This is a genomic window from Dactylosporangium sp. NPDC005555 (assembly GCF_040605635.1).
GTDB lineage: Bacteria > Actinomycetota > Actinomycetes > Mycobacteriales > Micromonosporaceae > Dactylosporangium.
The window spans coordinates 39,275-65,465 of sequence record NZ_JBEXDG010000025.1 but is presented as its reverse complement, the minus strand read 5'-3'; the positions used below and the strand labels follow the sequence as shown (position 1 = coordinate 65,465).

The 26,191-nt window shown below is 72.7% G+C and carries 19 protein-coding genes and 1 tRNA gene; 12 read left to right on the top strand and 8 right to left on the bottom strand.

All coding sequences use genetic code 11. The annotated features are described in order from the left end of the window. Positions 1-3 precede the first annotated feature (3 nt). Together ABZS58_RS26860 and ABZS58_RS26855 are read left to right on the top strand one after the other, a co-directional pair. Entirely contained in the window at positions 4-1,200 is a 1,197-nt protein-coding gene (locus tag ABZS58_RS26860; protein ID WP_354785965.1) for an NAD(P)-binding domain-containing protein, read from the top strand. 115 nt (positions 1,201-1,315) lie between these two features. Continuing rightward, entirely contained in the window at positions 1,316-1,795 is a 480-nt protein-coding gene (locus ABZS58_RS26855) for a hemerythrin domain-containing protein (RefSeq protein ID WP_354785964.1), read from the top strand. A 477-nt stretch (positions 1,796-2,272) separates the two neighbouring features. Here the strand turns inward: ABZS58_RS26855 and ABZS58_RS26850 are convergent, their stop codons facing one another. Together ABZS58_RS26850 and ABZS58_RS26845 are read right to left on the bottom strand one after the other, a co-directional pair. Continuing rightward, positions 2,273-3,721 (bottom strand): AAA family ATPase, encoded by a 1,449-nt coding sequence (locus ABZS58_RS26850; RefSeq protein WP_354785963.1) that lies wholly within the window; start codon positions 3,719-3,721, stop codon positions 2,273-2,275. Between the two features lie 278 nt (positions 3,722-3,999). Beyond that, positions 4,000-4,536: a hypothetical protein gene (locus tag ABZS58_RS26845; protein ID WP_354785962.1), complete on the bottom strand. Its 537-nt coding sequence runs from the start codon at positions 4,534-4,536 to the stop codon at positions 4,000-4,002. A gap of 276 nt (positions 4,537-4,812) precedes the next feature. Between ABZS58_RS26845 and ABZS58_RS26840 the strand changes: the two genes are divergently transcribed. Continuing rightward, on the top strand, positions 4,813-5,172 hold the full coding sequence (locus ABZS58_RS26840) for a hypothetical protein (protein ID WP_354785961.1): 360 nt from the start codon (positions 4,813-4,815) through the stop codon (positions 5,170-5,172). Between the two features lie 6 nt (positions 5,173-5,178). Here ABZS58_RS26840 and ABZS58_RS26835 read toward each other — a convergent pair whose 3' ends face one another. Both ABZS58_RS26835 and ABZS58_RS26830 read right to left on the bottom strand, forming a co-directional pair. Then, the gene (locus tag ABZS58_RS26835) at positions 5,179-6,804 is read right to left on the bottom strand and encodes a hypothetical protein (RefSeq protein WP_354785960.1); all 1,626 of its coding nucleotides are present in this window, start codon (positions 6,802-6,804) and stop codon (positions 5,179-5,181) included. 28 nt (positions 6,805-6,832) lie between these two features. Further along, positions 6,833-6,907 (bottom strand) — tRNA-Arg (locus ABZS58_RS26830). A gap of 247 nt (positions 6,908-7,154) precedes the next feature. Here ABZS58_RS26830 and ABZS58_RS26825 point away from each other — a divergent pair. The 8 genes from ABZS58_RS26825 (at position 7,155) to ABZS58_RS26790 (ending at position 20,595) form a co-directional block, all read left to right on the top strand. Next, a complete protein-coding gene (locus ABZS58_RS26825) occupies positions 7,155-8,507 on the top strand; it encodes an SWIM zinc finger family protein (protein ID WP_354785959.1) in 1,353 nt (450 codons plus the stop codon). Further along, positions 8,504-11,644 carry a DUF6493 family protein gene (locus tag ABZS58_RS26820; RefSeq protein ID WP_354785958.1) on the top strand — a complete coding sequence of 1,047 codons (3,141 nt, stop codon included), beginning with the start codon at positions 8,504-8,506 and terminating at the stop codon, positions 11,642-11,644. Before ABZS58_RS26825 ends, ABZS58_RS26820 begins: the two co-directional genes overlap by 4 nt. A 267-nt stretch (positions 11,645-11,911) precedes the next feature. Further along, on the top strand, positions 11,912-14,290 hold the full coding sequence (locus ABZS58_RS26815) for a tetratricopeptide repeat protein (RefSeq protein WP_354785957.1): 2,379 nt from the start codon (positions 11,912-11,914) through the stop codon (positions 14,288-14,290). 259 nt (positions 14,291-14,549) lie between these two features. Further along, positions 14,550-15,008 (top strand): DUF1801 domain-containing protein, encoded by a 459-nt coding sequence (locus ABZS58_RS26810; protein ID WP_354785956.1) that lies wholly within the window; start codon positions 14,550-14,552, stop codon positions 15,006-15,008. Between the two features lie 159 nt (positions 15,009-15,167). Next, entirely contained in the window at positions 15,168-18,410 is a 3,243-nt protein-coding gene (locus ABZS58_RS26805) for a tetratricopeptide repeat protein (protein ID WP_354785955.1), read from the top strand. 63 nt (positions 18,411-18,473) lie between these two features. Beyond that, the gene (locus ABZS58_RS26800) at positions 18,474-18,614 is read left to right on the top strand and encodes a DivIVA domain-containing protein (protein ID WP_354785954.1); all 141 of its coding nucleotides are present in this window, start codon (positions 18,474-18,476) and stop codon (positions 18,612-18,614) included. A 160-nt stretch (positions 18,615-18,774) separates the two neighbouring features. Continuing rightward, the gene (locus ABZS58_RS26795) at positions 18,775-19,284 is read left to right on the top strand and encodes a hypothetical protein (protein WP_354785953.1); all 510 of its coding nucleotides are present in this window, start codon (positions 18,775-18,777) and stop codon (positions 19,282-19,284) included. Between the two features lie 159 nt (positions 19,285-19,443). Continuing rightward, the gene (locus tag ABZS58_RS26790) at positions 19,444-20,595 is read left to right on the top strand and encodes an endonuclease (RefSeq protein WP_354785952.1); all 1,152 of its coding nucleotides are present in this window, start codon (positions 19,444-19,446) and stop codon (positions 20,593-20,595) included. 55 nt (positions 20,596-20,650) lie between these two features. Here ABZS58_RS26790 and ABZS58_RS26785 read toward each other — a convergent pair whose 3' ends face one another. After that, entirely contained in the window at positions 20,651-23,749 is a 3,099-nt protein-coding gene (locus ABZS58_RS26785; protein WP_354785951.1) for an ExeM/NucH family extracellular endonuclease, read from the bottom strand. Between the two features lie 499 nt (positions 23,750-24,248). Next, the gene (locus tag ABZS58_RS26780) at positions 24,249-24,605 is read right to left on the bottom strand and encodes a hypothetical protein (protein ID WP_354785950.1); all 357 of its coding nucleotides are present in this window, start codon (positions 24,603-24,605) and stop codon (positions 24,249-24,251) included. A gap of 18 nt (positions 24,606-24,623) precedes the next feature. Between ABZS58_RS26780 and ABZS58_RS26775 the strand changes: the two genes are divergently transcribed. Beyond that, the gene (locus ABZS58_RS26775) at positions 24,624-25,196 is read left to right on the top strand and encodes a hypothetical protein (RefSeq protein ID WP_354785949.1); all 573 of its coding nucleotides are present in this window, start codon (positions 24,624-24,626) and stop codon (positions 25,194-25,196) included. Between the two features lie 22 nt (positions 25,197-25,218). On the opposite strand, the gene ABZS58_RS26770 is transcribed toward ABZS58_RS26775, so the two are convergent. Together ABZS58_RS26770 and ABZS58_RS26765 are read right to left on the bottom strand one after the other, a co-directional pair. Continuing rightward, positions 25,219-25,659, bottom strand: coding sequence for a DUF1801 domain-containing protein (locus ABZS58_RS26770; protein ID WP_354785948.1), 441 nt, complete (start codon positions 25,657-25,659; stop codon positions 25,219-25,221). A gap of 11 nt (positions 25,660-25,670) precedes the next feature. After that, complete coding sequence (locus ABZS58_RS26765) at positions 25,671-26,120, bottom strand: carboxymuconolactone decarboxylase family protein (RefSeq protein WP_354785947.1); 450 nt, start codon at positions 26,118-26,120, stop codon at positions 25,671-25,673. Positions 26,121-26,191 lie beyond the last annotated feature (71 nt).

The window sequence follows — 26,191 nt, the reverse complement described above, 5'->3', positions numbered from 1 at the left end:
CACATGGACGTCACCACCGTCGTCATCGGCGCCGGGCACGCCGGCCTCGCCGCGAGCCACTTCCTGAGCGCGCGGTCGATCGACCACGTCGTGCTGGAGCGCGGCGAGGTCGCCAACTCGTGGCGCCGCGAACGGTGGGACTCCCTGCGCCTGCTCACCCCCAACTGGCAGTCCCGCCTGCCCGGGCACCACTACGAGGGGGACGACCCTGACGGGTACATGACGATGGGCGAAGTGGTCGAGTTCATCGAACGCTTCGCCGCCGTCACCGCCGCCCCCGTCCGGACCTCGTGCGCTGTTACCTCGGTCCGGCGGGTCGACGAGGGCTACGTCATCGAGACGAGCACCGGACCGTTGCGGTGCCGGACCGTCATCATCGCCAGCGGCGCCTGCAACCGGCCGGTGGTGCCCGCGTTCAGCTCGGCGCTGCCGTCGTCCGTCGAGCAGTTCACGCCGTTCGACTACCGGGCGCCGTCGAAGCTGCCCGAGGGCGGCGTCCTGGTCGTCGGGGCGTCGGCGACCGGCGTGCAGCTCGCCGCCGAGCTGCAGCGGTCCGGGCGGCCGGTGACACTGTCCGTCGGGGAGCACACGCGACTGCCCCGCACGTACCGTGGCAAGGACATCCTCTGGTGGATGGCGACGTCCGGCATCTGGGACCAGCGCTACGACGAGATCGACGACCTCACCCGCGCGCGGCGGCTGCCGTCGCCGCAGCTGGCCGGGACGCCGTCGACCCTCGACCTCAACGCGCTCACCGACCTCGGCGTGCAGCTCGTCGGCCGGTGGGCCGCGGTCCGCGACAGCCGGGCGCTGTTCTCCGGCGGGCTGCGCAACGTGTTCGCCCTCGCCGACCTGAAGCTGCAGCGCCTCCTGGAAACCTTCGACGGGGGGTCCCCGGTCACCCCGACGCGGGTCCCGGCCTCCTCGCGGCTGCAGCTCGACCTCGGGTCCGGCGAGATCCGCAGCGTGGTCTGGGCGACCGGCTTCCGGCCGGTGTACGACTGGCTCGACGTGCCCGTCGTCTCAGCCAAAGGGCACCTGGAACACGACGGCGGCGTCCTCGCGAGTCCGGGCCTGTACGCACTGGGCCTGCCGGTGCTGCGCCGCCGCAAGTCGACGTTCATCCACGGCATCGAGGACGACGCCCGCGACATCGTCGACCACCTCTCCGGCCATCTCTCCGGCCACCTGGCCGGTTAGCGGTCCGCCCGCGGATCGACATCGTGGCCGCGGTGTGATCGGATCGGGGCAGCATCGCGTGCCGGTGACGGTCTGCGTCAGGCATGGAGGTGCGGGACCGAAGGGCCGCCATTCCGTGGCAACCCAGCACAGCGACCGGGCGGTCGCGCTCAGCCGGCAGCTCGCCCAGGCACATCAGGATCTGCGCCGGCAGCTCACCACTCTCAAGTCCGACCTCGGCCGCCGCCGTCCCTCCGACGCCGGCGCGCTCACGACGCACTGCATCGCCTTCTGCGCCGCGGTCACCGCGCACCACGAGGGCGAGGACACCGGCATGTTCGCCGAGCTGCTGCGGCTGCGCCCCGACCTCGAGGGCACGATCGCCAAACTCGTCGAGGACCACGGCATGATCTCCTGGATCCTGTCCCGCATCACCGACCTCGCCGCCTCCGCCGCCGGCTCGCAGGGCGCGGCACTCGACGCGATCAGCGCCGAGCTCGACGGCCTCGCCGCGATCATCGAGTCGCACTTCGGGTTCGAGGAACGCGCGATCAGCGCCGCCCTCGACGCCGGCGTCCCCTCCGCCGGCTGGTCCGCCCAGGTCTTCGGCCGTTGACAGGGCCCCGCCGTTTGCCAGCGGTCGAGCCACGGGGTCCACCGCACGCCACGCATCACGTCGTCCGTCCCGCATTGCCGTGGCCGTGCTGCTCGCGGCCGCCGGAGCGGCGTTCGCCGTCGCCCCGTTCGTGGTGGCGGGCACTGGCGTCGCGGTCAGGGCGGCTCGCTGCCGTTGCCGGCCCCGCTCGCCTACGCCTGCGGCTCTCACCTTGTTCTGAACGCCGCCGCGGGCAACCTCCCTGGTAGCCCTGACCGCCTGGGCAGGGCTCCTCGCACCCGTGGTCGCGCCGCCTAGCCCCGGTCCAGTCGGCAGCCTTCGAAGATCTCTTGCAGTATCGAAAGGTTCCGCTGCGCGAAGTCAGCGAGCTCGGGTGCGACGGCCTTGTGCACGAGTCGGCCAGTAGCGACGTCGTGCGCGAAATGATGGAAGGCGTCGACGACGGGCTGGAACCGCAGATCCTCGACGTCGTCTGCGTCAATCAGGCGACGAGCGTGGGCCGCCTGTCCGAAGACACGGATGACGCCGCGCCACGATCGATACCTCGCCTCGACCAGATCGCTGCGCGCGTTGAGGCCCAGAGCTTTGAATGTCATCTCCAAGTACATCCCGTACTCGGCTGCTGGGCGACGGTGACAGATCTTCAGACAGTTTCGCCAAGGTGGCCAGCTCTTCCCTGCTTGCCTCACCACGTATGGCGCGCCGCTCGAGGTCGGTCAGTGTCGTCCGCAATTCGTCGACACGTTCGGAGTACGGTGAGTCCAGGCCGAAGAGCTCGGTCAAAACGGCGTCGTCGCCGCTGCCGTTGACCACGCGACGGAAAAGATCTTGATCTGCGACACGCGGAGCGAAGTCGTCATCCGGCCCTGGAAGCTGGATCAGACCTCCGTCGGAGGCGCTCTGGCAGATGTAAGGGCTGTGACTTGTGACAATGAATTGAATGAACGGAAAGTGCTCCAGGAGCCACGGGCCGATTCGCTTCTGCCAGGAAACATGCAGATGGACATCAATTTCGTCAATCAGGACGACGCCGGAATTCTCGATGACCGGCGCGCCTGATTCACTCCACTCGATCTTCCCGTCGAAACATTCGTTGATCTGGCGGATGATGTCGGTCACGAGGGCCGTGACGGTCCGATAGCCGTCACTCATCTCATCGATCCGCACTGAAGAGCCGGATTCCCTGATGATCCACAGTCCGTCTGGATCCACCCGGTCGACCGAGTGGCCATCCGGAAACAGGCCATCATTGAGTAGCCCGATGACGCGAGCCTCGAGGTCGGCATAACCGGCGCGGCCCGAGCGGGCACGGTAGTTGACCTGCTGCAGCCATTGCACGGTTTCGGCGAGCGAGGCCTCTTCGCGGAACAATGTCGCGAAGCGTGCGGCCGTCCAATCGCCGGCCATGAGACGGGCGACTTCGCCACTTGTGCCTGCCAGCCGTCGGAACGGCCCGTAACCGGCGGCGAACCAGCCAGAAGGCTTTGACGACCAGAGTGAACGCTCGGCCATCTTGCCACCCGTGCGGCGAACGTTCGGGTCGGCTTGAGGACGGGCGCGTGCGCCCTCCGGTTGTTCCCATCTCAAGGGTGCGGCGAAGGCGTCCGCAGGACGTCCGGATCCGAGATTCACTTCGGATGAATCGCGTATGACTTCCGCGTTGACGGTTGCGATTGAAAGCCCGTGGCTGACCCAGTCCCGGTCGCCCTCTGTCAGACTGTTCGCGACTTCCGGCCCCGCCAAGGCAGTGGCAGCGGCTCGGAGAAGCGTCGTTTTTCCCGAGCCGTTGCGCCCCGCAATGACGTACAGCCCTGGATATCTGTCGAAGGCGTTCGACCCGTCAGCGTTCGTCTCGAAACGAAGGTCGACAGCACGAGCGCCGTAAAAACCCCGCACTCCCCGAACGCGTAGGCGATGCAGGTACACCGACAGTCCTCCAACAGTGCTCGCGGCCTAAACCTGGTCAGACCAAACATGTGGCGGCCAGGCGCCGCTCCGGTTACCAGCCATCCGTCGAGCAGGCGGACACCACCGCAATATATACAAATTCGTTGCCGCTGGTCCCTGCAGCAGTCTACTGCGCTTCACGGAAGAGGATCATCGCGCCGCCGATCCGCCGCGGATCACAATGCGACGGCCACGAAGGGCCCAAGGCTCCGGCGAAGTCGTTTGGGTGATTTCCGAGTCGGTGGGGGCGTCGTGGGTCAGCGGGGGCCGGCCGTGGGCGCGGGCAGGCGGGCCTCCGGGACGCCCCGGGCGCGCAGTGCGGCCGTCACCGGCCCTGGGCCGCCCGGAAAGAGTCCGGCCTGCACGGGATAGCCCCGCCGCCCGCCGCGCGTGCGCATCCGGGGCGGCTCGCCATCCGCGTCCTGCAACGCGACCATCGCCGCCGGATGTGGGACGACGTCGAGGTTGGCAAGGGCCGACCGGCCGCGGACCCTCGCCGACTCCACGCCCGACCACGGAATCAGGACCGCCTGGGCGAAGGGCGTGCCGATCTCCACACCGACGGCGGACAGCCGGACCCAGTGCGGGCTGCGGATCAGCATCACGAGCGACCAGCCGAGGGCGACGGCGAATGGAATGGCAAACAGCGGGGAGGTGATGAAGTCGACGGTGCCGTCGAACGGCCGGCCGAGCAGCGCCATCAGCCCCATGTGGATCCCGGCGGCGCACAGCCAGATGAGGACGGCGAGGACGGCGAAACAAGCGGCGGCCCGGCCCAGGGAGCTACGAAACAAGACAGCGTCAGGCGCCGGCGGCGGTGGGATCACGGCATCATTGTGAGGGTATCGGCCCGTCCCGTGGAGATTCCCGCCCGCCCCGTTCGATTCGGCGTCGGGCGCGAGCCGCCAGGGCAGGACAGCCGGTTGCTGGTGCAGGTCGGGCTGGTTGCCTTTGACGGTGAAGACCCCGTGCGCGCCGCGGCGGGCGAGTAGGCGACGTACTCGCGCTGACAGTGCAACGCGTCCGCGGTCACCACCACGTCCCGCGGGGGCGTCTGTACTGTGACCGTCATGGATCTTGGCGCGGGGGCGCGGTACAAGGCGCGCCGGAAGGTCATGCTCTGGTGGTACGCCGCATATGTGGCGGCGCTGGTCGCGCTGGTGGCGTGGTATTTCGGCAACCTGTCGGACCCGGAGTTCGTCACGCCGTGCCGGGGCAACGCCATGGAGTGCGGCGGCTCCGACGACCCGCTGCTCGTGGTGATCGCGCTGGTCAGCACGGTGCTGCTGGCCACGTGCCTGGTCGTGTCGTGGGTCGTGCTGCGGCTCACCTCGGGGTGGACGTGGCCCGCCACCGTTGTGGGCACGTTCGCGGCGGTCGTCGGCCCGCTGCTGATCGTGCTGCTCGGCTATCTGCACATGGCGATCTGACCGGCGTCAGGCCTCGAAGAGGAACGTCAGGTCCTGCCAGTACTGGCGCGACCGCGCGACGTACGCCGGCCAGGACCCGTGGACCGTCTCGGCTCGCGGGTCGGCGCCCTCGGCGAGCAGCCGACGCATCAGGTCGGGCGGGCCGCCGTTCATCACCGCGAGGTAGAGCGGCGTCCGGCCGACCCGGTCCCGGGCGTCGACCGGCACGCCCGCGGCGAGGAGGACGGGCAGGACCCGCTCGAAGTCGACCCACATCGTCAGGTGCAGCAGCGACCAGCCGTTGGCGTCGCGCATGTGCGGGTCGATCACGCCGCGGTCGAGGCCGTCGAGCAGCCAGCCGGTGTCGCCGTGCTGCATGCGGTGCTTGACCAGCCGGCACTGCCCGGCCAGCTCGTGCGGCAGCCGGCCGGTGCCGGTGGTCCACGTCTCCTGGACCGCGTAGCAGCCGGAACTGGTGCCGCCGAGGGACCGCAGCGCCCGCTCGCGCAGCTGCTCGTCATCGTCGTGGTCGGGCAGGCCCAGCCGGCCGCCGGTGACGGCGACCTTGTGCCAGACGCCCTGGCAGCGCACCTGCGTGGGCCGGCCCGGCGCGTACCTCAGCAGCCGCGCGGGCTGGTCGTGCTCCGCTTGCTCCGCGGGCTGGTCGTGCTCCGCTTGCTCCGCGGGCTGGTCGTGTTTCGCTTGCTTCGCGGGCGGGCCGTGATCAGCGATCGACCCGGAGAACAGCGCCTGGTGGACGAGGGGGTGCAGGGCGTCGGCGTGCTGCGGGCCGGCCGCGATGAGGGCGAGGTCCGGCGGGACGGACCCGGTCAGGATCCTCGTCGGGACCTCCAGGTATTCGCTGACGTCCAGAGCCTCGGCGGTCATCGTGTCGACACTCAGGGTCAGCGACACGCCGTACAGGGTCGCGACGTGGCCCACGCCGAACGCGGCCGCGGCGGCCCGGGCCTCGTCCGCGACCCCGACCGGGAGCGTCGGCGGAGCCGAAGGCCGTTGCAGCGCCTCGGTCTCGACCCCGGACACGTCGATGCCGCAGGCCTTCCAGGCGCCGGCGAGGTCGCCGTCGACCAGTCGTTGCCAGGTCCTTTCGGTGGCGGCGGCTTCGTCGGTACCGACGCCGAAGCGCTCCGGATCCAGAAACGGCATCCGGTGCGGAGAGCCGCCCCACGCCGCCCGGACGCCGGTGGACTCCCGGACGTCCCAGGTGTAGCGGGGCGCGACGTACCAGCGCTCGTGCTCCAGCTCGTCCAGGGTGGCGACGGTCAGCCGCAGGCGCTGCGGACCGGTCGGCGATTTCGGCAGGCGTACCTTCAGCAGCGGAGCCCTGTCCGCACCGGCCCTGGGCGCGAGGACCGCACTCACCATCGGCTGCAGCGTGCTCATCCCGCCGCGGTGCCGCGGCAGGTGCCACCGCAGCAGGTCCAGGCTCAGGTGCCGCAGGTCGTCCTCCAGCGCGGCGACCGCCGCGGCGTCGAACCTGGCCGCGTCGAAGCTGACGTCGACGTCGCACCGCGCGAGGGCGGCGGCACCGCGCCAGTCACCGGCGGCCCGCAACGCCGCGGCCGCGTCGACTTCCGCGTGGGGCAGCGACTCGGCCCGGATCCGGCGCCACTGCGGCAGGTCAGGACGCACTCCACCCTCCGTCCCCGCGGGATGAGCCGGCAGGCCGACCGGATTCGAACCGGCGTCTTCCATCTTCGCAAGGTGGTGTGACGACCTCTGCACTACGACCTGCCGCCCGCGAGCGTAGTACGCCCAGGTTCGGCCGGCCTACGGGAGTACGCCGTAAGTCCAGAGGACACCCGGTGACATCGGACTTCCCGGGACGGTCCGGGTTCGGCGACGGCGCCTTCGTCGGCACGCCGGTCAGCGTCGCCGTCTTCGTCCCGGTCTGCCTGGTGAGCGCCTCGGTCTGATGCGACACCGCCCTGCCCACGGGCGGTCGCCGGAAAATGTCGTACCCGGCGGCTACCTTCTCGGGCATGACGAACACCGTGCAGTCGCTGAGCTATCTGGCCCCGTCGGCGCTTCTCGACGGTGGGCTGCAGCTGCAGACCGCCGGTGGTGTGGCGCAGCGCGCCGCCACCGCCAATCCGCGGTTCTTCACCGGGTTCCTGACCACGCCCGCCGCCGCGGCGGCCGGGCTGCTCGCGGTGGCCGAGGTGGCCCGCACCCGGTATTTCCAGCCGCTGAGCCCGGCGAGCCTGGACCCTGTCGTCACCGGCAGCCGGGACAGGCTGCGGTTCGAGTCGTTCTCCGGCTGCTGCGGCGTCTATGCCCGCCTCGACGTGCTGCCCGCCGGTCTCGACGGTGACATCGTCGACCACGGCACCACCAACGTCGACGTCAACACGCCGCTGCGGCAGGCGCTGCAGCGGCTCGTCGGCGCCGACCCGCTGCACGTCAGCGTCGGCCCCGACGACCTGACGGTGTCCACGATGGAGGGTGCCGTCGTGGAGAAGAAGGTGCCGCTGCCGTCCCGCTGGCTGCGCGGATTCGCCGAGGTGCAGGTCATCGCGTCCGCGTTCGACCCGCGGGCGGAGCTGTCCGCGGCCGACGCGACCGCGTTCCTGCGCCGCCTGCCGGCCGGCGGCGACCGGTCGGTGCTGTGGGCGGTCCCGGCCGGGCGGTCGCTGCGGCTCACGTCCCGCCCGGTGCCCGGCGCGGTGTGCCTGCCCGGCCCGGGCCGGCTCGCGGCACTGCGGCCGGTCCTGCGCTTCGCCAAGCATCTGCGGGTCTATGGCCCGCCCGTCACCGCCGGCAGCGGCCCGGTGTCGAGCACGTGGGAGCTGGACACCGGCGAGCTGCGCCTGTCGCTGACCCTGTCCCCGCAGCCGAGCCGCGGCTTCTCCGGCGAGGGTGCGGTCCTCGCCGCGCTCGCCGGCGAGGACGTCACCGACGACGCCGAGCTGATCGGCACGCTGCTCGCCTGGGACCCGACCGTCGACGTCGACGCCCTCGCCGAGCAGGCCGCGATGCCGGCGGCCCGGGTCCGGGCGGCGCTCACTCAGCTCGGCACCGCCGGGCAGGTCGGGTTCGACGTGTCCGAGGCCGCCTATTTCCACCGGGTCCTGCCCTATGACGCGCAGCGCGCCGAGCGGCACAACCCGCGGCTGGTCGGCGCCCGGGCGCTGCTCGAGACCGGCGCCGTGACGCTGGACGACACCGGGGCGACCGTGCGCAGCGGAGACGAGGTCTATCGGGTCCGTGTCGCGGACGGCGCCCTGCACTGCACGTGCCCGTGGTGGGCGAAGTATCGCGGCGGCCGCGGCCCCTGCAAGCACGCCCTCGCCACCGAGCTGGCCCGCGCCGCCGCCCCGGCGGTGGCCCGGTGAGCCTGTTCGGCCCTCGCCGCTCCGGCCCGATCGACTGGCCCGCCCTGCAGACCATGCTGCAGAAGGGCAATTTCGCCGCCACCGTCGACGCGCTGCGCGACCTCGACGAGCCCCAGCGCGCCGAGCTGGGCAAGGAGCTCGTCGCACTGCGCCGCGACGCCGGCACCTGGTTCAACGAGCAGCAGGCCACCGCCTACGCGGTCGCCGCCGTCGGGTGCGCCTCGACCGCGGCGAAGGCCGTCACCGTGATCACCCGGCACGGCTGGCCGTGGTCGTCGATCCGCACCCAGCCCGTGCTGCGCGCCGCCGCCGACCGCGGCGCGCCCTGGCTCGGTGAGCTCGCGACCCGCATGGCCGACAAGCTGCCGCGCGACGCGGGGTTCTTCCCGTGGCGCTTCACCTCCGACCTGCTCCTGGCCGCCGGGGTGCCGGCGCCGACCGGCGAGCGGTTCGTCGACGGGTGGCTGCTGTCGGTGCAGGCTTCGCGGCGGGAGAGGACGGTGCTCGACGCGATGCGGGACAGCCCGTTCACCGACACGCTGCTGCCGGTGGCGTTCGAGCGCGACGGGATCGCCGCCGCCGGCGGCACGTATGACCAGGCGACCGGGAAGTGGCAGACCACGCCGGACATCCTGCTGGCCGTCGCCACGCTCACCGAGGAGGGACGGTTCCCCCGCGCCGACGCCCTCGACCGCTGCCTGGACGCCCTGCTCGGCAGCCGCCCCACCGCGGTCCTGCACGCCTTCGTCCGCTTCCACGACGCGCTCGCACCGACCGGGTCCGAGATCGCCGAGCGCGTCACCATCTACCTGAAGCTCCTCGCCGACGCCGCGGGGTCGGTGGCGACGATGGCGCAGAAGGTGCTGAAGGCCGCCGACGCGGCCGGCGCCCTGGAGCTGGAGTCGCTGCTCGACGCGTCCCGCACTGTCCTCGCCCGCAGCGAAAAGGGGCTCATCAAGGCCCAGTTGATCTGGCTGGAGAAGCTCGCGAAGCGGCTCCCGGCCCGCGCCGCCGAGATCGCCGAGGTCGTCGCCGTCGCCACCGACCACCCCGACGTCCAGTCCCGCGACCGGGCGGCGGCGTTCCTCGCCAGGCACGGCACACCCACGACCCCAGCCGGCCCGCAGGTGGCCGCTCCGGTGCCGGACCTGCTGACCGCCGCCGTGGTCGCCGACATGCCCGACCCGATCACCTCGCCCGACGAGCTGGCGGAGGAGATCGCCGTCCTCGACCAGGCAGACTGGGAGACGGTGCCGTTCGAGCGGGTCCTCGCCGCGCTCGTCCGCATGCACGCCGCCGACCCGGTCGGGCTGCGCGCCGCGATCGCCCCGGTGATGCAGCGCGCCGGCAACCGCATCGGCAACAGCTGGTGGGCGGGCGACGCGCACCGGCACGCGGGCGCGCTGCTCACCGCCGCCCTCAACAAGGCCGCGGGCCTGCCGTTCGTCCTCGACGGCGCGGCCCGCCTCCTGCGCGGCACCCCCGCCGACGTGCAGCTCAGCAACTCCTACGCAAAGCTGCACGGCGTCCTGATGCTCCGCATCGCCGAGATCGTCGTGCGCCTGTCGACCGAGCCTGTCCCCGCCCTCGTCGCGACCCCCACCCAGGTCAACGGCCTGCTCGACCCGGCCGCCCTGGTCGAGCGTCTCGCCCGCGCCGAGCGGGAAGGCTGGCAGCCGTGGAAGCGCGACCTGCGCCAGGCGCTGTATCGTCTGCCCGCCGACGTCGACCCCGCCACCCTGCGGCAGGCCCGCACCCTGCGGTCCGACGCGGGCCGGACCCTGGTCGAGTGGCTCGAGGCCGGCGGGGTCGGCACGCCCGACGTCCGCGTGGTCCGCGTCCACCGTCAGCACGCCGAGCGCGGCCGCTACCTCGACTGGCTCCCCGAATCCCGCTTCTACGCCGCCTCGACCCCCGCCCGGTCCGGCCTGGATCCCTACTGGCTGACCGAACTCACCCCACCGGCGGTCGTCAACGCCGACCACGGGTCGCACAGCTGGGCCGCCCTGTGGCCGGCGGTGCTGCCGACGCAGCGCGAGGTCGTCGCCGCGTGCCTGCTGCCGCTCATCGCCGGCTCCGCCGACCTCGACAGCAGCCGCGGCGACGCCCGGCTCCTGCCGCTGCTCGCCGAGGTCACCGGCCCGGTCGGGCCCGCGACCCTCACCGCCGTCGCGTATGGCCTGGCCGCCTCCCAGGCCGACGAACGCATCGCCGCCCTCGACGCTCTGATGGCCCTGGCCGCCTTGTCACCGGCAACGTCTCCCGCTCACACCAGCGTCCCGGTCAGCCCCGGCGTCTCCGGCGTCTCCGGCTCCCCCAGCGTCCGCGGCACCCTCACACCCCACGCCGCTGCTGGCGCCTCCCCGTCGCACGCCGCTGCTGGCGCCTTCGCTTCGTCCGTCGCCCCTGGCGGGTCCGCTTCCCCGGCGTCTCCCACCGCCCCCGGCGCCGCCGTGTCCCTCGCCGACACCGGTGCCACTGACGCTCTCAATGCCCCCGGCGCCGCCTTCTCGTCCACCGCGCAGGGCGCTGCGTTCTCCCCCACCGCCCTGGACGCCAGCGGCTCCCCGGCCGCGGCGGGTGCCGTTGTGTCCCTCGGCGGCGTCGGCGGTGCGGATGGGGACGGCGGGTCCGGTGGCTTCGACGGTCGGGAGCTCGGTGCTCAGCTTGCCCGCATGGTCGGCACGAAGCTGATCGTGCTGAGCCGCGCCGTCGCACAGCTCGAGGACGCCGCTCGGATCGCCCCGGCGATGACCTGGCAGGTGGCGGCGGGTGCGCTCGGTGAGCTGCTGCCGGCGGAGCACGCCAAGCCTGCGGCCGGGCCCGTGATCACCCCACCCGCGCCCGCGATCACACCGGCCGGCCCCATGACCCGCGTCGCCGCCCGGATCGCCAGAGCCGCGGCGAATGGAGGCGTGGCCGGGGCTTCGGCGGGCGGGGCGAAGGAGGCCACCGACGGTAAGTCCCACGTCACGCCCCGGGGTCTTCCTGATCTGTTGACGCTCGCCTCGACCGCGGCGGCGGCGTCCGGATCCCGGGGTGAGGTGCCGGGCCTGGCCGAGCTGGCGGCGAGGAAGGGATCGACCCGGCTCGTCGTCGAAGCGAAGCGCCTGCACCGGACCCTGAACCCTGGCTGACCTCCGTCGAGCGGCTGCTGCGTCGGGACCTGACGCAGCTCATCGGCCCCTGCCAGCGCAGGGTTCAGGCGGTCCGTCGCGGCCGTCGCGGACGTCCCGGAGAGGGCTTGCACCGGCACCGGTGCCCTCGTGCCACCGGTGCCGGCCTGGTCATTCCATCGTGCTGGACACAGCGGCGGAGCTCCAGGACGTTGACCGGCACTTCATCGGAACTTGTCATACCGAGGGCGTACCGTTGCCCGCAGCAACACGGGTGTGAGGGCGGCGATGGTCGAAGTCGATGGCTCCAAGGCGTTCGGTGCGCTCGTGCGCGCCCACCGGCGGCGGCTCGGCCTCACGCAGGAGGAGCTGGCCACGAAGGCCGGGCTGAGCACCCGCAGCATCGTCAAGCTGGAGAGCGGCCGGGTCGCGGTGCCACGGCCGCCGACGGTGCGGCTGCTCGCGCTGGTCTTCGGGCTCACCGGCGCCGACGCCGAGGAGTTCCACCGGTGCGGGGCCGGCGTGACCACAGAGAGCGGGCCCGCGGTGGCCGGGCGGGTGCCGGCGCAGCTGCCGCCGGACGTGTCCGCGTTCACGGGGCGCGGGGCGCAGCTGGCGGAGCTCGACGCGATGGCCGCGGCCGCCGCGGACCAGCCGACCGCGGTGTTCGTCGCCGTCGTCACCGGTCCGGCGGGGGTCGGCAAGACGGCGCTCGCCGTCCGCTGGGCGCATCACGTCCGCGACCGGTTCCCCGGTGGGCAGCTGCACGTCAACCTCCGCGGCTATGACCCGGCCCGGCCGATGACGGCCGCCGACGTGCTCACCCGGTTCCTGACCGCGCTCGGCGTGCCCGCGCAGGACGTGCCGGTCGACGTGGACGACCGGGCGGCCCGCTTCCGCACCGAGCTGGCCGACCGGCGGGTGCTGGTCCTGCTGGACAACGCGGCGTCGACCGAGCAGGTCCGGCCGCTGCTGCCCGGCACGGCGTCCAGCACCGTCCTGGTCACGAGCCGCGACACGCTGCCCGGGCTCGTCGCCGTCGACGGCGCCCAGCGGGTCGAGGTCGACCTGCTGTCACCCGGCGACGCGCACGCCCTGCTGCGGCGGCTGATCGGCCCGCGGGCCCGGTCGGCGCCCGGCGCCGTCGCCACCCTCGCCGAGCAGTGCGCGCGGCTGCCGCTGGCGTTGCGGGTGGCCGCGGAGCTCATCGCGGCGCGGCCCGACGCGGCACTGGACGACCTCGTCGACGAGCTGTGCGACCAGCGGCGGCGCCTCGCCGCGCTCGCCGCGGGCGAGGACCCCCGGGCATCGGTGCCGGCGGTGCTGTCGTGGTCGATCCAGCACCTGCCGCCGGGCGCCGCGCGCACGTTCTGCCTGCTGGGCCTGCACCCCGGCCCGGACTTCGACGCGCACGCGGTCGCGAGCCTGACCGGCGACGGTCCGGTGGAGGCCCGGGGGACGCTGGAGCTGCTCGCCCGCGCGCACCTGGTGCACCGCACCGGTCCCGGCCGGTTCGGCATGCATGATCTGCTGCGGGCGTATGCCGTCGAACGCGTCGAACGCCCGGCAAACGGTCCCCGGGAGCGGATGTTCGATTACTACCGCGCGACCGCGGCAGCCGCCAGGGACGCGCTGTTCCCCGCCGACCATCGCCCCGTGCCGGCGGCCGCGACACCGTCGCCGGACCTGACCGACCGTGCCGCGGCCCGCGCCTGGCTGGACGCCGAGCGGGCCGCGCTGCTCGCGATCGTCGCCGAGACGGCCACCGGCGGCTGGCCGGCGCACGCGGTGCACCTGTCGTGGACCCTGGTCCGGTATCTCGCGGCCGGGCAGCCCTCCGACGCGGTCGCCGTCCACGGCCACGCCCTCGACGCCGCCCTGGCCACCGGCGACCCGGTCGGCGAGGCCGAGACCCGCACCGCGCTCGGCGCGGCGCTGCTGCGGCACGGCCGCCCCACGCCCGCCGCCGTGCACCTGGAGCGGGCGACGGCGTTGTTCGCGGAGCTCGGCGACCCGGCCGGTGAGGCCCGCGCCGCCATCAACCATGGCCTCCTCGACGCCGGGCTCAGCCGCCTCGCCCCCGCCGCCGGCCGCTTCGAGCACGCGCTTCGGCTGTTCCGGCAGGCCGGTGACCGCATCGGCGAGGCCCGCGCGCTCAATGCCCTCGGCCTGGTCGAGGAGCGGCTCGGCGACCACGGTCCCGCCGAGGAGCACCAGCGGCAGGCTCTTCTGGCGTATGAGGAGGTCGGCAGCCCCATGGGGGTGGCCGCCGCCCTGACCGACCTGGGCATCGTCGCGCACCGGCTGGGCAGGACGGAGGAGGCCGCCGAGCATCACCGGCAGGCCCTGGCGCTGTTCCTCGACGGCCGCGACCGGCTCGGCGAGGCGTGGGCGCGCAACGGCCTCGGTGAGGCGGCGCTGACGCTCGGCGACCCGGCGGCCGCGCTCACCCACCACACCGCGGCCCTCGCCGCCGCGACCGTCACCGACGCCCGCGACCAGCAGGCCCGCGCCCACCTCGGTCTCGGCGACGCTCAGGAGGCCCTGCACGACCCCGCCCGCGCCCGCACCCACCACGAGCAGGCGGTCACCCTGTTCACCGACCTGGGCATGCCCGAGGCCGACACCCTCCGCGCCCGCCTCACCCCTCGCCCGCCCGGCCGCTGACAGGAAGTTGGTCGCCTGGTACGTCGCAGCAGCCCTGGACCGGCCCGTTTCTTGATGATCCGGAAGAGTTTGTGCCGCTATGACGACATCAAGTCTTCCGGATCACGGGAAGTGCGCCGCAGCGGCCCGGAGCAGTTGAGCCGCAGGTTGATGTCCAGCGTCGGCGCGCCGGGGTGCTGTCCCGGACGCGCTGCAGGGCGCCGTGGCGGTCCATACGATGGCGGGTGATCGGGTATGACGCTCAGCGAGGAGATCCACGATGGCGGGCAAACCGAGGGCCACCAAGAAGGCCGCCGAGGAGGGCTTCACCGAGGAGGAGCGGGGCGCGATGAAGGAGCGCGCCCAGGAGGTGCGGGCGAAGCGCTCCGGGGCGAAGACCGACGGGGAGGGCGAGGTGCTCGCGAAGATCGCGGAGCTGCCGGAGCCGGACAGGGCGCTGGCCGAGCGGGTGCACGCCATCATCAAGGAGCACGCGCCCGGGTTGACGCCGCGGTTGTGGTACGGGATGCCCGCGTACGCCAAGGAAGGCAAGAACGGCAAGGTCGTGTGCTTCCTGCAGCCCGCGGTGAAGTTCAAGACGCGGTACGCGACGCTCGGGTTCAACGAGGACGCGGCGCTGGACGACGGCACCATGTGGCCGACGGCGTTCGCGGTGACGGAGCTGACCGCCGAGGACGAGGCGACGATCGGGGCTCTTGTGGCCAGGGCGGTGCGGTAGGGCCGGGCGGCGACCACTGTGCTGGCCGCCGCCCCGGGCGGCACGTCGTTCCCCCGTTGGTGCCCTTGAACGCGTGGACCACGAAGATCGTGTCGTGCGGGACTTGCCGGGCGCTGTCGGTGCAATACCCGTACCGAACCCGTACTACGATCCACGACCGTGGGCGACGGGGGGTTCGGGGAGCTGCTGGGCGCGGGCAGGCGGGCCGCCGGGATCAGCCAGCGGGAGCTCGCCGACCGGGCCCGGGTGAGCGTCGGCACGATCCGGGACCTGGAGCAGGGGCGGACGCGGCTGCCGCGTCAGGCGCTGGTGGACGCGGTCGTCGCCGCGCTGCAGCTGACCGGCGACGCCGAGGCCGAGCTCCGCCGGGCGGGCGGCCGGGGACCCGCGACCGCGGCCCGGCAGGCCGCGGCCGATCAGCCGCCACGGGTGGAGATCCTCGGACCGCTGCGGGTCCATCGTGGACAGACGCCGGTGCCGGTCGGCCGGGGGCGGCGGCGGGCCGTGCTCGCGAGGCTGGCGCTGTCGGCGAACGACGTGGTGCCCGTGTCCGAGCTCGTCGACCTGGTCTGGGACGACGGGCTGCCGCCGGTCCCCGCGCACGCGATGCAGACGTACCTGTCCCGGCTGCGGTCCGCGTTGCGGCCCGCCGGACCGGAGCGGGCGGTCTCCGGAGACGGTTACCGGCTCAGCCTCGGCGACGGGCAGCTGGACCTGGCCGACTTCCGGAGCAGGGTCCGGCTGGCGAAGGAGGCGACCGACCCGGCGGCGGCGCTGGACCTGCTCGACGCCGCCCTGATGCTCTGGCGCGGGGACCCGCTGCAGGACGTGCCGGAGCTGTCGGCGCATCCGCTCGTCGCGGCGCTCGCCGAGGAGCGGATCGCGGCGGTGCTCCGCCTCGCGGACCTGGCGATCGCCGTGGGCCGGCCCGACCGGTGCCTGCCGCAGCTGCGCGCGCTGGCGGCCGCGCACCCGTTGCACGAGCCTGTGCACGCCCGGCTCATCGCCGCGCTCGCGGCCGGTAACCTGCAGGCGGCGGCGCTCGACACGTACACGGGGATCCGCCGGCGGCTCGTCGAGGATCTCGGCATCGAGCCGTCCCCCGACCTCGTCGACGCGCACCGGCGCGTGCTGCGGCAGGAGCACACCACGGCCGCTGAGCCGGACCGGCGGCCCGCGCAGCTGCCCGCGGACGTGCGCAGGTTCAGCGGCAGGGCGTCCAGCCTCGCCCTGCTCGACGGGCTGCTCGACGCGCACGACCGGACACCGTCCGTCACGATGGTGGTCCTGTCGGGGACCGCCGGGGTCGGCAAGACCGCGCTCGCGGTGCACTGGGCGCACCGGGTCCAGCACCGGTTCCCGGACGGGCAACTGCACGTCAACCTGCGCGGCTTCCACGCGGTCGCGGCGCCGCTGTCGGCCGGGGAGGCGCTGCACGGGTTCCTGCTCGCGCTCGGGCTGGAGCCGCACCGGGTCCCGGCGGGCCAGGACGCACAGTCGGCGCTGCTGCGCACGCTGCTCGCGGACCGGCGGATGCTGATCGTGCTGGACAACGCCCGCGACGCCGACGACGTGCGGCCGCTGCTGCCGGGCGCGCACGGCTGCTTCGTCGTCATCACCAGCCGGCACGAGCTGACCGGGCTCGTCGCCACCGAGGACGCCCATCAGGTGCCGCTCGACCTGCTCAGCGACGCCGACGCCCGGGATCTGCTGGTGCACCGCCTCGGCGCCGCGCGGGCCGCCGCCGAACCCGACGCCGTCGACGCCATCGCCGAACGCTGCGCCCGGCTGCCGCTCGCGCTCGCGGTCGCCGCGGCCCGGGCCGGCGCCCGCCCGGAGGCGTCGCTCGCCGATCTGGCGGCCGACCTCGGCGACAGCCAGGCCCGGCTCGACGCGCTCAGCACCGGCGACCCGGGCACCGACGTCCGGGCGGTCCTGTTCTGCTCGTACCGCACGCTGCGGCCCGAGGCGGCGCGACTGTTCCGCCTGGTCGGCCTGCATCCCGGCGGCGACCTGTCCGCGGCGGGCGCGGCGGCCCTCGCCGGATCGCCGCTGCCGCGGATCCGGCGGCTGCTCGCGGAGCTGACCGGCGCGCACCTGATGGCGGAGGCGCCGCCCGGCCGGTACGCGTTCCACGACCTGCTGCACGCCTACGCCGCCGGCCTGGCCGCCGAGGAGGACCCGGAGCCGGAGCGGCGGGCGGCGCTGGACCGGCTCTTCGACCATCAGCTCGCCGCGCTCGAGGCGGCGACCCGCGCGCTGTTCCCCGGCGACGACCCGCCCGCGCCGCCCGGCGCCGGAGCGGTGGACCCCGGTGCGGCGCGCGTCTGGCTGGACGCCGAACGCGGCAACATCGTCGCCCTCGCCGGCCACGGCGCCCGGCACGGCTGGGCCGCGCACACCACGGCGCTCGCCGCGGCCGCCCGCCGGTACCTCGACAGCGGCCACTTCGCCGACGGCCTCGTCCTGCACAGTCATGCCCTCGAGGCAGCCCGCCGGCTCGGCGACCGCGCCGCCGAGGGTGCCGCGCTGAATCACATCGGCGCCACGTACCGGCGCTCCGGCCAGTACGTCGAGGCCGGCGAACACCACTCGCAGGCCCTGGCCGTCTCCCGGGCCGTCGGCGACGACGCCGGCGTGGCCCGGTCGCTGAGCCAGCTCGGCGCCATCTCCTGGCGGCTCGGCGACTATCAGGCCGCGCAGGACCAGCACGGGGAGGCGCTGGACATCTACCGCGCCATCGGCGACCAGGTCGGCGAGGCGGGGCAGCTCAACATGTTCGGCATCGGCAACCGGCAGAACGGCAACTACGACGAGTCGATCGTCTTCCACACCCAGGCCCTCGAGCTGCTCCGCGGCCTCGGCCACCGCCTCGGCGAGGCGGACGCGCTCAACAACCTCGGCCTCTGCCACCAGCAGACCGGCGACCTCGCGCGGGCGATCGACTGCCACCAGTGGGCGCTGGCCCTGTTCCGGCAGATCGGGCACCAGCCGGGTGAGGCGGTGGCGCTCAACAGCCTCGGCCGCGCGCACCTGCGGGCCGGCCGGGCCGCCGTCGCCGTCGAGCACCAGCGGCGGGCGCTGGTGGTGTGCCGGGAGATCGGCGAGCACAGCTTCGAGGCCGAGGTCCTCAACGGGCTCGGCGCCGCACAGCTCGCCGACGGCGAGCCGCGGTCCGCGCGGGACACCTACGCCGCCGCCCTGGCCCTCGCGGTGCGCAACGGCGACCGGCACGAGCAGGCGGCGGCGCACGAGGGCCTGGCCGGGATCCATCTCGCCGGCGGCGACACCGGCGGCGCGGTCGGGCACTGGCGGCAGGCCGCCGGGATCTACACCGCCCTCGACCTGCCCGACGCGCTGCGCGTCGCCGACGAGCTGCGGAAGCACGCGCCGGACAGCTGAGCGGCCGCCGTGCGGTTGACCTTGGCGCTCTGTCCGGGCGCGCAGAGGCCCACAATGAGTCGCATGATTGAGTTCGAGGTTGTCCTGCGCGGTTACCGGCCCGCGGACGTCGACGCGTTGCTCGGCATCATCAGCGGTGCGCTCGTCAGCGGTGACGCCGCGCGCCGGGCCGATGCGGTGCGGGCATCAATGACATCCGGCTGACGGTCGGGTTCCGCGGATTCGACCGCGGGATGGTCGACGCGTACCTCCAGCGGGCCGCTCAACAGCTGCGTGCGCAGGCGTGAACGACGGGGCATCGCGGGCGGGCCGGGTGTGCGAGACTGTCGCCGTTTTCAAGGACCTTCCGCATCACGGAGACACGATGTCGCTGCACTATCGTCGGCCGAATTTTCTGTTGCTCGGGTTGTCCTTCCTCGCCGGGGTCGTGATCATCTGGTTGTCGCTGACCGGGTCCGGGCTGACCGTCCTGTTCATTCCGCTGGGTTCGACGGCGCTGTTCGTTCTCGGTGTGCTGCCGATCCTGTTCTCGCTGTGGAGCGTGCGGCAGGCGTTCCGGCCGGAGCCGGTGGTCATCGAGCAGGGCGGGCTGCGGCTGCGGGTGGCCGGCATCGACCGTGCCGTGCCGTGGGCGGCGATCGACGCGGTGTTCCTCGAGCCGTACGTCAACCCCGGCGACGACTCGCACACGCTGCGCCTGGTCGTGGTGCCGGCGGCCGGTGCCGACCTGGGCGTGGTCGCGGAGTACCGGAACCGGACCGACGGCCGTCCGTCGATCATCCTCCTCGCGCTGGACGAGATCCTGGAGCCGCCCGCCGACGTGGCCCGATCGCTGGCGACATACGCGGGACCGAAGTACGCGGCCGCGGCGTAACGGAGCGGCGGCGGCGCAGCTGAAAACCGTCCGGCGCTGGGGGCGGCACCGGTCATCGCCGCCGCACCCTACTCGTCACCCGCCCGCCCTCTGCGGTCAACACACACCGAAACATCGGCGATCTACGATGGCTCCACAACGGCGAATTGGAGTTTTGCCATGTGGAGAACCCGGCGGATCGCGGTAGCGGTCGCCCTTGTCCTGACCGCGGCGGGCGCCGCGGTCGTCACGACCTCGACCGCGGCGGTGGCCGCGGACCTCTCGGTGAGCCAGGCGATCGCGGCACAGGACGGACGGTCGGCGTCCGTCGTCGGCTACGTGGTCGGGCAGCCGACCGCGACCAGCACCGTCCTGCGGTCCGGATTCACCGGCGACACCGCGCTCGCCCTGGCCGACTCGGCGAGCGAGACCGGCACCACCCGGATGCTGTACGTGCAGATCACCGCCGCGTACCGGGCCCAGTTCGGGCTGCAGTCCAACCCGTCGCTGATGGGCCGCCGGCTCGTCGTCGCCGGGCAGCTGACGGCGTACTTCTCACACGCCGGCCTCAAGTCCCCGACCGCGATGAGCCTGGCGGGCACGACGCCCACCACCAGCCCGACAGCCACGGGTTCGTCCGGGCCCGTCGAGGCCTACTACGCGGCCGCCGCGGGCAAGACGGGCACCGCGTTGCGCACGGCGCTGCACAACATCATCAAGGTGCAGACGACCATCTCGTACGACGAGGTGTGGAACGCCCTGAAGGACACCGACCAGGACCCGAACAACGCCAACAATGTCGTCCTGCTCTACTCCGGCAGGTCGCAGAGCAAGACGACGAACGGCGGCGGGGCCAACGACTGGAACCGTGAGCACGTCTGGGCCAAGTCCCACGGCGACTTCGGCACCGCCACGGGGCCCGGCACGGACGTACACCACCTGCGGCCGGAAGACGTGTCGGTGAACTCCGCCAGGGGCAACAAGGACTTCGACCTCGGCGGGTCGGCGGTCAGCGAGGCGCCCGGCTGCCTCACCGACAGCGACTCGTTCGAGCCGCGCGCCGCCGTGAAGGGCGACGTCGCCCGCATGATCATGTACATGGCGATCCGGTACGAGGGCGGCGACGGCTGGCCGGACCTTGAGATCAACAACTCGGTCGGCAACGGGTCGGCGCCGCGGATCGGCAAGCTGTCGGTGCTGCTGCAGTGGCACCAGCAGGACCCGCCGGACGCCTTCGAGAAGCGCCGCAACGAGCGGATCTACGCCGTCTGGCAGCACAACCGCAACCCGTTCATCGACCACCCCGAGTGGGCCGCGTCGATCTGGAGCTGAAAGCGGAAGGGCCGCCCTCGAAACCACGAGGGCGGCCCTTTCTTCAAGCGGAAAACTACGGCAGCAGCTTCCAGGGACCCCACTGGTCACCCGGGGCCTGGTTGCGCGTCCACCACTTCGCCTCGTACTTCTTGCCCTGGTACAGCACCACGTCGCCGGTGGTGAAGATCCGCGACGCGGTCCAGATGGCGGTGCCGTCCGGGGCGGTCGAGATCTGCTGCCACGGACCGTAGGGGTCGCCCGGCTTCTGGTTCTGCGTCCACCAGGTCGCCTGCCACACCGAGCCCTGGTAGAACACCTTGTCGCCGCTGTTGTAGACGGTCGAGGCGTTCCACGCCGGGGCCGGCGGCGTCACCGGCGGGTTCAGGCCGATGACCACCGGGTCGTGGTCGGAGGCCGCGAACGGGTCGCTGCCGTTGAACAGCAGCGTCGCGTTGTAGTTGTACCGGCTGTAGGAGTACGCGATCGCCTCCTGCGCGTTGATCTGCCACACGTCGGCGCCGGTGACCATCGCGCGGGCGGCCGCGTTGGCCAGCACGTGGTCGAGGGAGCCCTGCATGCCGTCAAACGAGTACGTCGACTCGTTCGGGTCGAACGTGGCACCCAGGTCGGTGTAGCCGGCGTCGTACAGGACGTGCAGCGGGTCCTCGTGCGTGTAGGAGTTGAGGTCACCGGCGATGAAGATCCGGTCGGTGCCGAGCCCCAGCGCGACCTGCGAGGCGAACGCGACGGTCTCCTCGGCCTCGCGGACGCGGGTGGCGTTGAACGAGCCCTGGTTCACCGCCGGCGACGACGTGTTCTCGGCGTCGCCCGGGTACAGCGGGGTGCCGGAACCCTTGGACTTCCAGTGGTTGGTGACGACGAGGAACGCGTCGGCGTCGGTCGCGCCCACCTTCTTGAAGCCCTGGGCGAGGGGCTCACGGGCGATGGAGAACGGCTGGCCCGGGCCCGACGCCGTGGTGAGGATCGCCGAGGTACCGACGAGCGCGATGTCCGCCGGCTTGTAGATGAACGCGCTGCGGATGACGTCCTCGTCCGCGATCGCCGGGAGCACGGCCGGGGACGGCACGTACGCCCAGACGTTCGCGCCGGCGGCGGCGTTGAGCGCGTCGACCAGCGTGGCGAGGGCGGCGTCGCGCGGCTTGCCGAACTTCGCCGAGTTCTCGACCTCTTCCAGCGACACGACGCTGGCCCCGAGCCGGTTGATGCCGGTCACGATCTTCGCCTGCTGCCGCTGGAAGCTGACGTCGTTGGCGGCGCCGCGGGGACCGGCCGTGTTGCCCGGGCCGGTGCACTGGTTGACGGCGATGCGGTTGGCGGCCCGGTCGTTGTAGTAGGTGCACGTGCCGAGGCCCTGCTGCACGTACAGCTCGCCGGTCGTCGGGAAGTAGTTCTCGACGTTGAACGTGGCGAGGCGCACGGTGCCGCCGACGTTGGCGGGCTGCTGGTTGCCGGTGCGGGTGTCGCTGAACGTCGCGACGGCGGCACCGTTGTCGGTGACCCGCTGGGTCGGCTGGAAGTTCCACAGCGAGAAGCGGTACTCGAGGATCACCGGCTGGTGGAAGCTGACCTTCGACCCGATGCTGACGGCGTTGGTCCCGGTGAACCACGGCAGCGGCGTGCCGGTGTTCGCGGCGCCGCTGTAGTTGACGCTCGCACCGTCGTCGAGGGTGACCGTGCGGGCGGTGTTGTCGGCGACCGCGGCGAGGGCCTCGGCGCTGCCCGGCCGGCCGGCGTCGGTCGGCTGGCGCAGCGGCGTGTCACCGGCCGCGAGGGTGAACGAGCCGTACCAGTTCGCGTCGTAGTTGTCCGCGACGGTGAACGTGCCCTGCGGCGCGAGCAGCTCCCCCTCGTGCGCCTCCTTCTGCGCGCCCGTCGTCAGCGAGGCCCACGGGATCGAGCCGGGCACGACGGCCGGCAGCGCGGTCGTCAGCTTCGTGACCGTCGGCGCGGAGATCTCGGTCGTGCCGGAGAACTCGACCACGTTGCCGGTGACCCGCACGCTGTCGCCGATGCTGACCTGGCCCGCGGCGGTGGAGCCGAAGACGAAGACCGCGTCGGAGGCGCCCGGGGTGGCGTCGGCCGCCTCGGTGCCGCCGGAGCCGCCCGTCTGCAGGTAGAAGCCGTTGAACCCGCCGGTGGCGTACACGGCGGTCACGACGCCCTCGGTGGTCACGCTCTGACCGGCGAGCGGCGACGTGTCGGTGTTGGTGCCCTGGATCGCGGCGATCGGCACGACGGTCGTCGTGGACGTCACGGTGACCGTGAACGACGCCGAGCCGCTGGCACCGCCGGACTCCGTCGCGGTGACCGTCACCTCCCCGGTGCCGGCCGTCGTGGGCGTGCCGGTGACGACGCCATCGGCGGAGATCGCCAGGCCGTCGGGCAGGCCCGTCGCGGCCCACGTGTAGGGCGCGGTCCCGCCGGACGCGCTCAGGGTCAGCGGCGCGATCGCCGTGCCGGTCGTCGCGCTCTGGTTGCCGGGGGCGGTGACCGTGACCGTCGTGGTGCCACCGTCGGACGCGGCGTTCTGCGGCTCTGGCGTCGCGGTGCGGAAGTCGGTGCCGTTGTTGTCCGTGTCGGCACCATTGCTTTGCCGCTGGTAGCTCAGGACCAGCGAGTTGCCGCTCGCGGCGGTGCCCTCGGGCGCGTTGCTGGTGCCCCAGCCGACCCGGTCGATGACGGCCGTGTCGGTCGGGAGCACCCCGGTCGCGCTGGCCGCGATGTACAGCGTGCCACCGCCTGCGCCAGGGTTGACACTGGTGCCGGTGCTCAGGTCCGCGGTCGGCAGCGGCGCGCCCGGGTTGGTCGCGGAGTTGTTGCTCGGCAGCTGGATCAGGAAGTGACCGTGCGCGGCCACCGTCCCGGACAGCGCGAACACCTGCGACCCGCTCGGCACGACGGTGCTGGTCGGCGCCCGGTACTGCAGCGTGTCACCGCTGAGCGGGATCGGGCTGGACGTCGGGTTGTAGAGCTCGACGAACTTGTTCAGGTAGCTCGCACCGGTCGAGCCGCCGTTGATGTAGACCTCGCTGATGACCAGACCCGTGCCGGCCGGGTTGGCGGCTGCCGGGTCGGCGAGTAAAGGCCAGCTCAGCCCGGCCATGGTGAGAGAAATCGCGACAGTGACGCGTCTGACGACAGCGCGGGACATAGACCCGGACCTCCAGGGGGACGTGATTCGGCCTGCGTCATCGCGGCGGCCGACCCACGGACGCTAGGCGCCCGACGGCCATTTCTCGCGGCCTGCCGGCGGACGAAAGCTGAACGGCGTGTGACAGCCTATGGCAGCACCCCACAATTGACGCCTGTGCAGGTATCAATCAAGGGTTAACCCCATCGGTTCGCGGCAGCCGCGGCACCGACGATCGGGCACGGTCAGCCGGCCCGGTCCACGAAGGCGCACCTTTCGGGTGTTTCACCCCCCGTGCCGACGTTGCCGGGCCGCGACGGCCGGTATGACTGAGCGTGAAGACCCCGAACGATCGGACCTGTCATGCGCCGCCGTGCCGTCCTGCTGCTGCCTGCCTTCCTGCTCCTGCCGGCGCTCGCCGGGTGCGGTGACACCGACGGTCGGGGGGACGCCATGCCCGGCATGTCGGCGCCCGCTGCCACCGTGGCAGCGACGCCTTCCGCCACCGCCGCGACGACGGTCAGTTGTAGAAGCTGGTGCAGCCGTAGTGCAGGGGCCCGCCGTCGATGAGGACCGGGTGGCCGAGCGGCAGGACCGGGCCGGAGAGGGCGGGGACGGTGATCCCGGTGAGGTCCGGCGGGCGGCACTCGAACTCGTCCGAGCCGTCGTCGGGGACCGTGGCGAGCAGGTCCACGGTGCAGAGGGACCGGCCGTCGCGGTACACCTGCAGCGTGCACGAATCGGTGCAGTTGGGGTTCACGTCGAGCGTCGACAGCACGCGCAGCAGGTCGTCGCGGTCGCCGAGCACGAAGCAGTCGGTGATCGTGTCGTTGTTGTTCGCCATCCCGACCCGGCGGACGAAGTACCAGCTGTACACGGCAAGTACGGTAACGCCGTGGACCTCGACGAGCTGCGGCAGGCGGCCCAGGACGGTGACATCGCGGCGGCGCGGGAGCTCGGCCGGCGGCTGTGTGTCCTGGAGGGTGCGCAGTCGCTCGGCACACCGGACGATGTGCCGGAGGCCGAGCGGTGGCTGCGTCGCGCGCTGGACGCCGAGCCCGCAGACCCCGTGACCGCGACACTGCTCGCCGGCCTGCTGCTGCGCCAGTTCCGCACCATGCTGGAGGTTTCGCCACTGTACGACGGCTTCGGCGCGCCGGGCACGGCCCGCACCGACTGGCTGCGGAGCCTGTGGCGGCGCCGGACGGAGGCGTTCGAGCTCTACGGCCGCGCCCTCGACGTGGACCCGGCCCACGCCGCGGCGGCGAACGGCATGGCCCTGCTGGTCCTGGACCCGTCGACGTCCGACGACTTCGTCTACTACACCGGCGAGGCCGAACCCGACGACTTCGACGGCCTCGACCCCACCTGGCGCCCCGAGGCCGAACGCCGCCTCCGCGCGCTGCTCGCGATCCGCCCTCAGGACACGATGGCGGCCGCCAACCTGGCCGGGCTCGCCGGCGAGTAGCGCGCGGGGACGGAGACACGGTTCAGCCGACGGCCGCCTGTTTCAGGAGGGCGGCGATGCGGGCCTCGTCGGCGGCGGTGAGGGTGGTCAGGGCGAAGTACGTCGGCCACATCGTGCCGTCGTCGAGGGCGGCCTCGTCGCTGAAGCCGAGGACCGCGTAGCGGGTCTTGAACTTCGCGGCGCTCTGGAAGAAGCACACGACCTTGCCGTCGCGGGCGTAGGCGGGCATGCCGTACCAGAGCTTCGGCGTCAGGGTGGGGGCGCTGTCCTTGACGATGGCGTGGAGGCGCCCGGCGAGGGCGCGGTCGGAGTCGGACATCTCGGCGATCTTCGCGAGCACCTCGCCCTCGGCGTCCGCCTTGGCGCCGCGGCGGGCGGTCGACCTGAGCTCCTTGGCGCGGTCCTTCATCGCGCCGCGCTCCTCGGTGCTGAAGCCGTCGTACTTCTCGTTCTTCGCGGTCATGACGATCCCTTTCAGAAGGCTTGCTGACGGGTGGGGACGTTGAGCCGGTTGTAGGCGTTGGTGACGGCGATGTTCAGCAGCAGCGCGGCCAGCTCCTTCTGGTCGAAGTGCTTGGCGGCCACGTCCCACACCTGGTCCGGCACGGCGTCGGCGCGGTCGGACAGGCGGGTCACGGCCTCGGTCAGGGCGAGCGCCGCGCGCTCCGGCTCGCTGAACCACGGTGTTTCCCGCCAGGCCGCGACCGCGTCGATCTGCGCGTCGGTGGCGCCGTGCCGGCGGGCCTGGGCCGCACCGCCCGCGACGCACGGGGCGCAGCCGTTGATCTGGCTGGCGCGCAGGTGGCTCAGGGCGAGGACCTTCCCGCCGACCCCGGCGCCGGCGATCGCGCCGTTGAGGGCCATCAGGGCGTCCATCGCCTCGGGGATCAGGACCACCGGGTTCGGCATGCGCTCGGTCGACATTCTTGCGGCTCCTTCCAGAACTGCTGACAGGAGTCATCTGACCAATGACGCACCCCGCTCCACGACGGGCG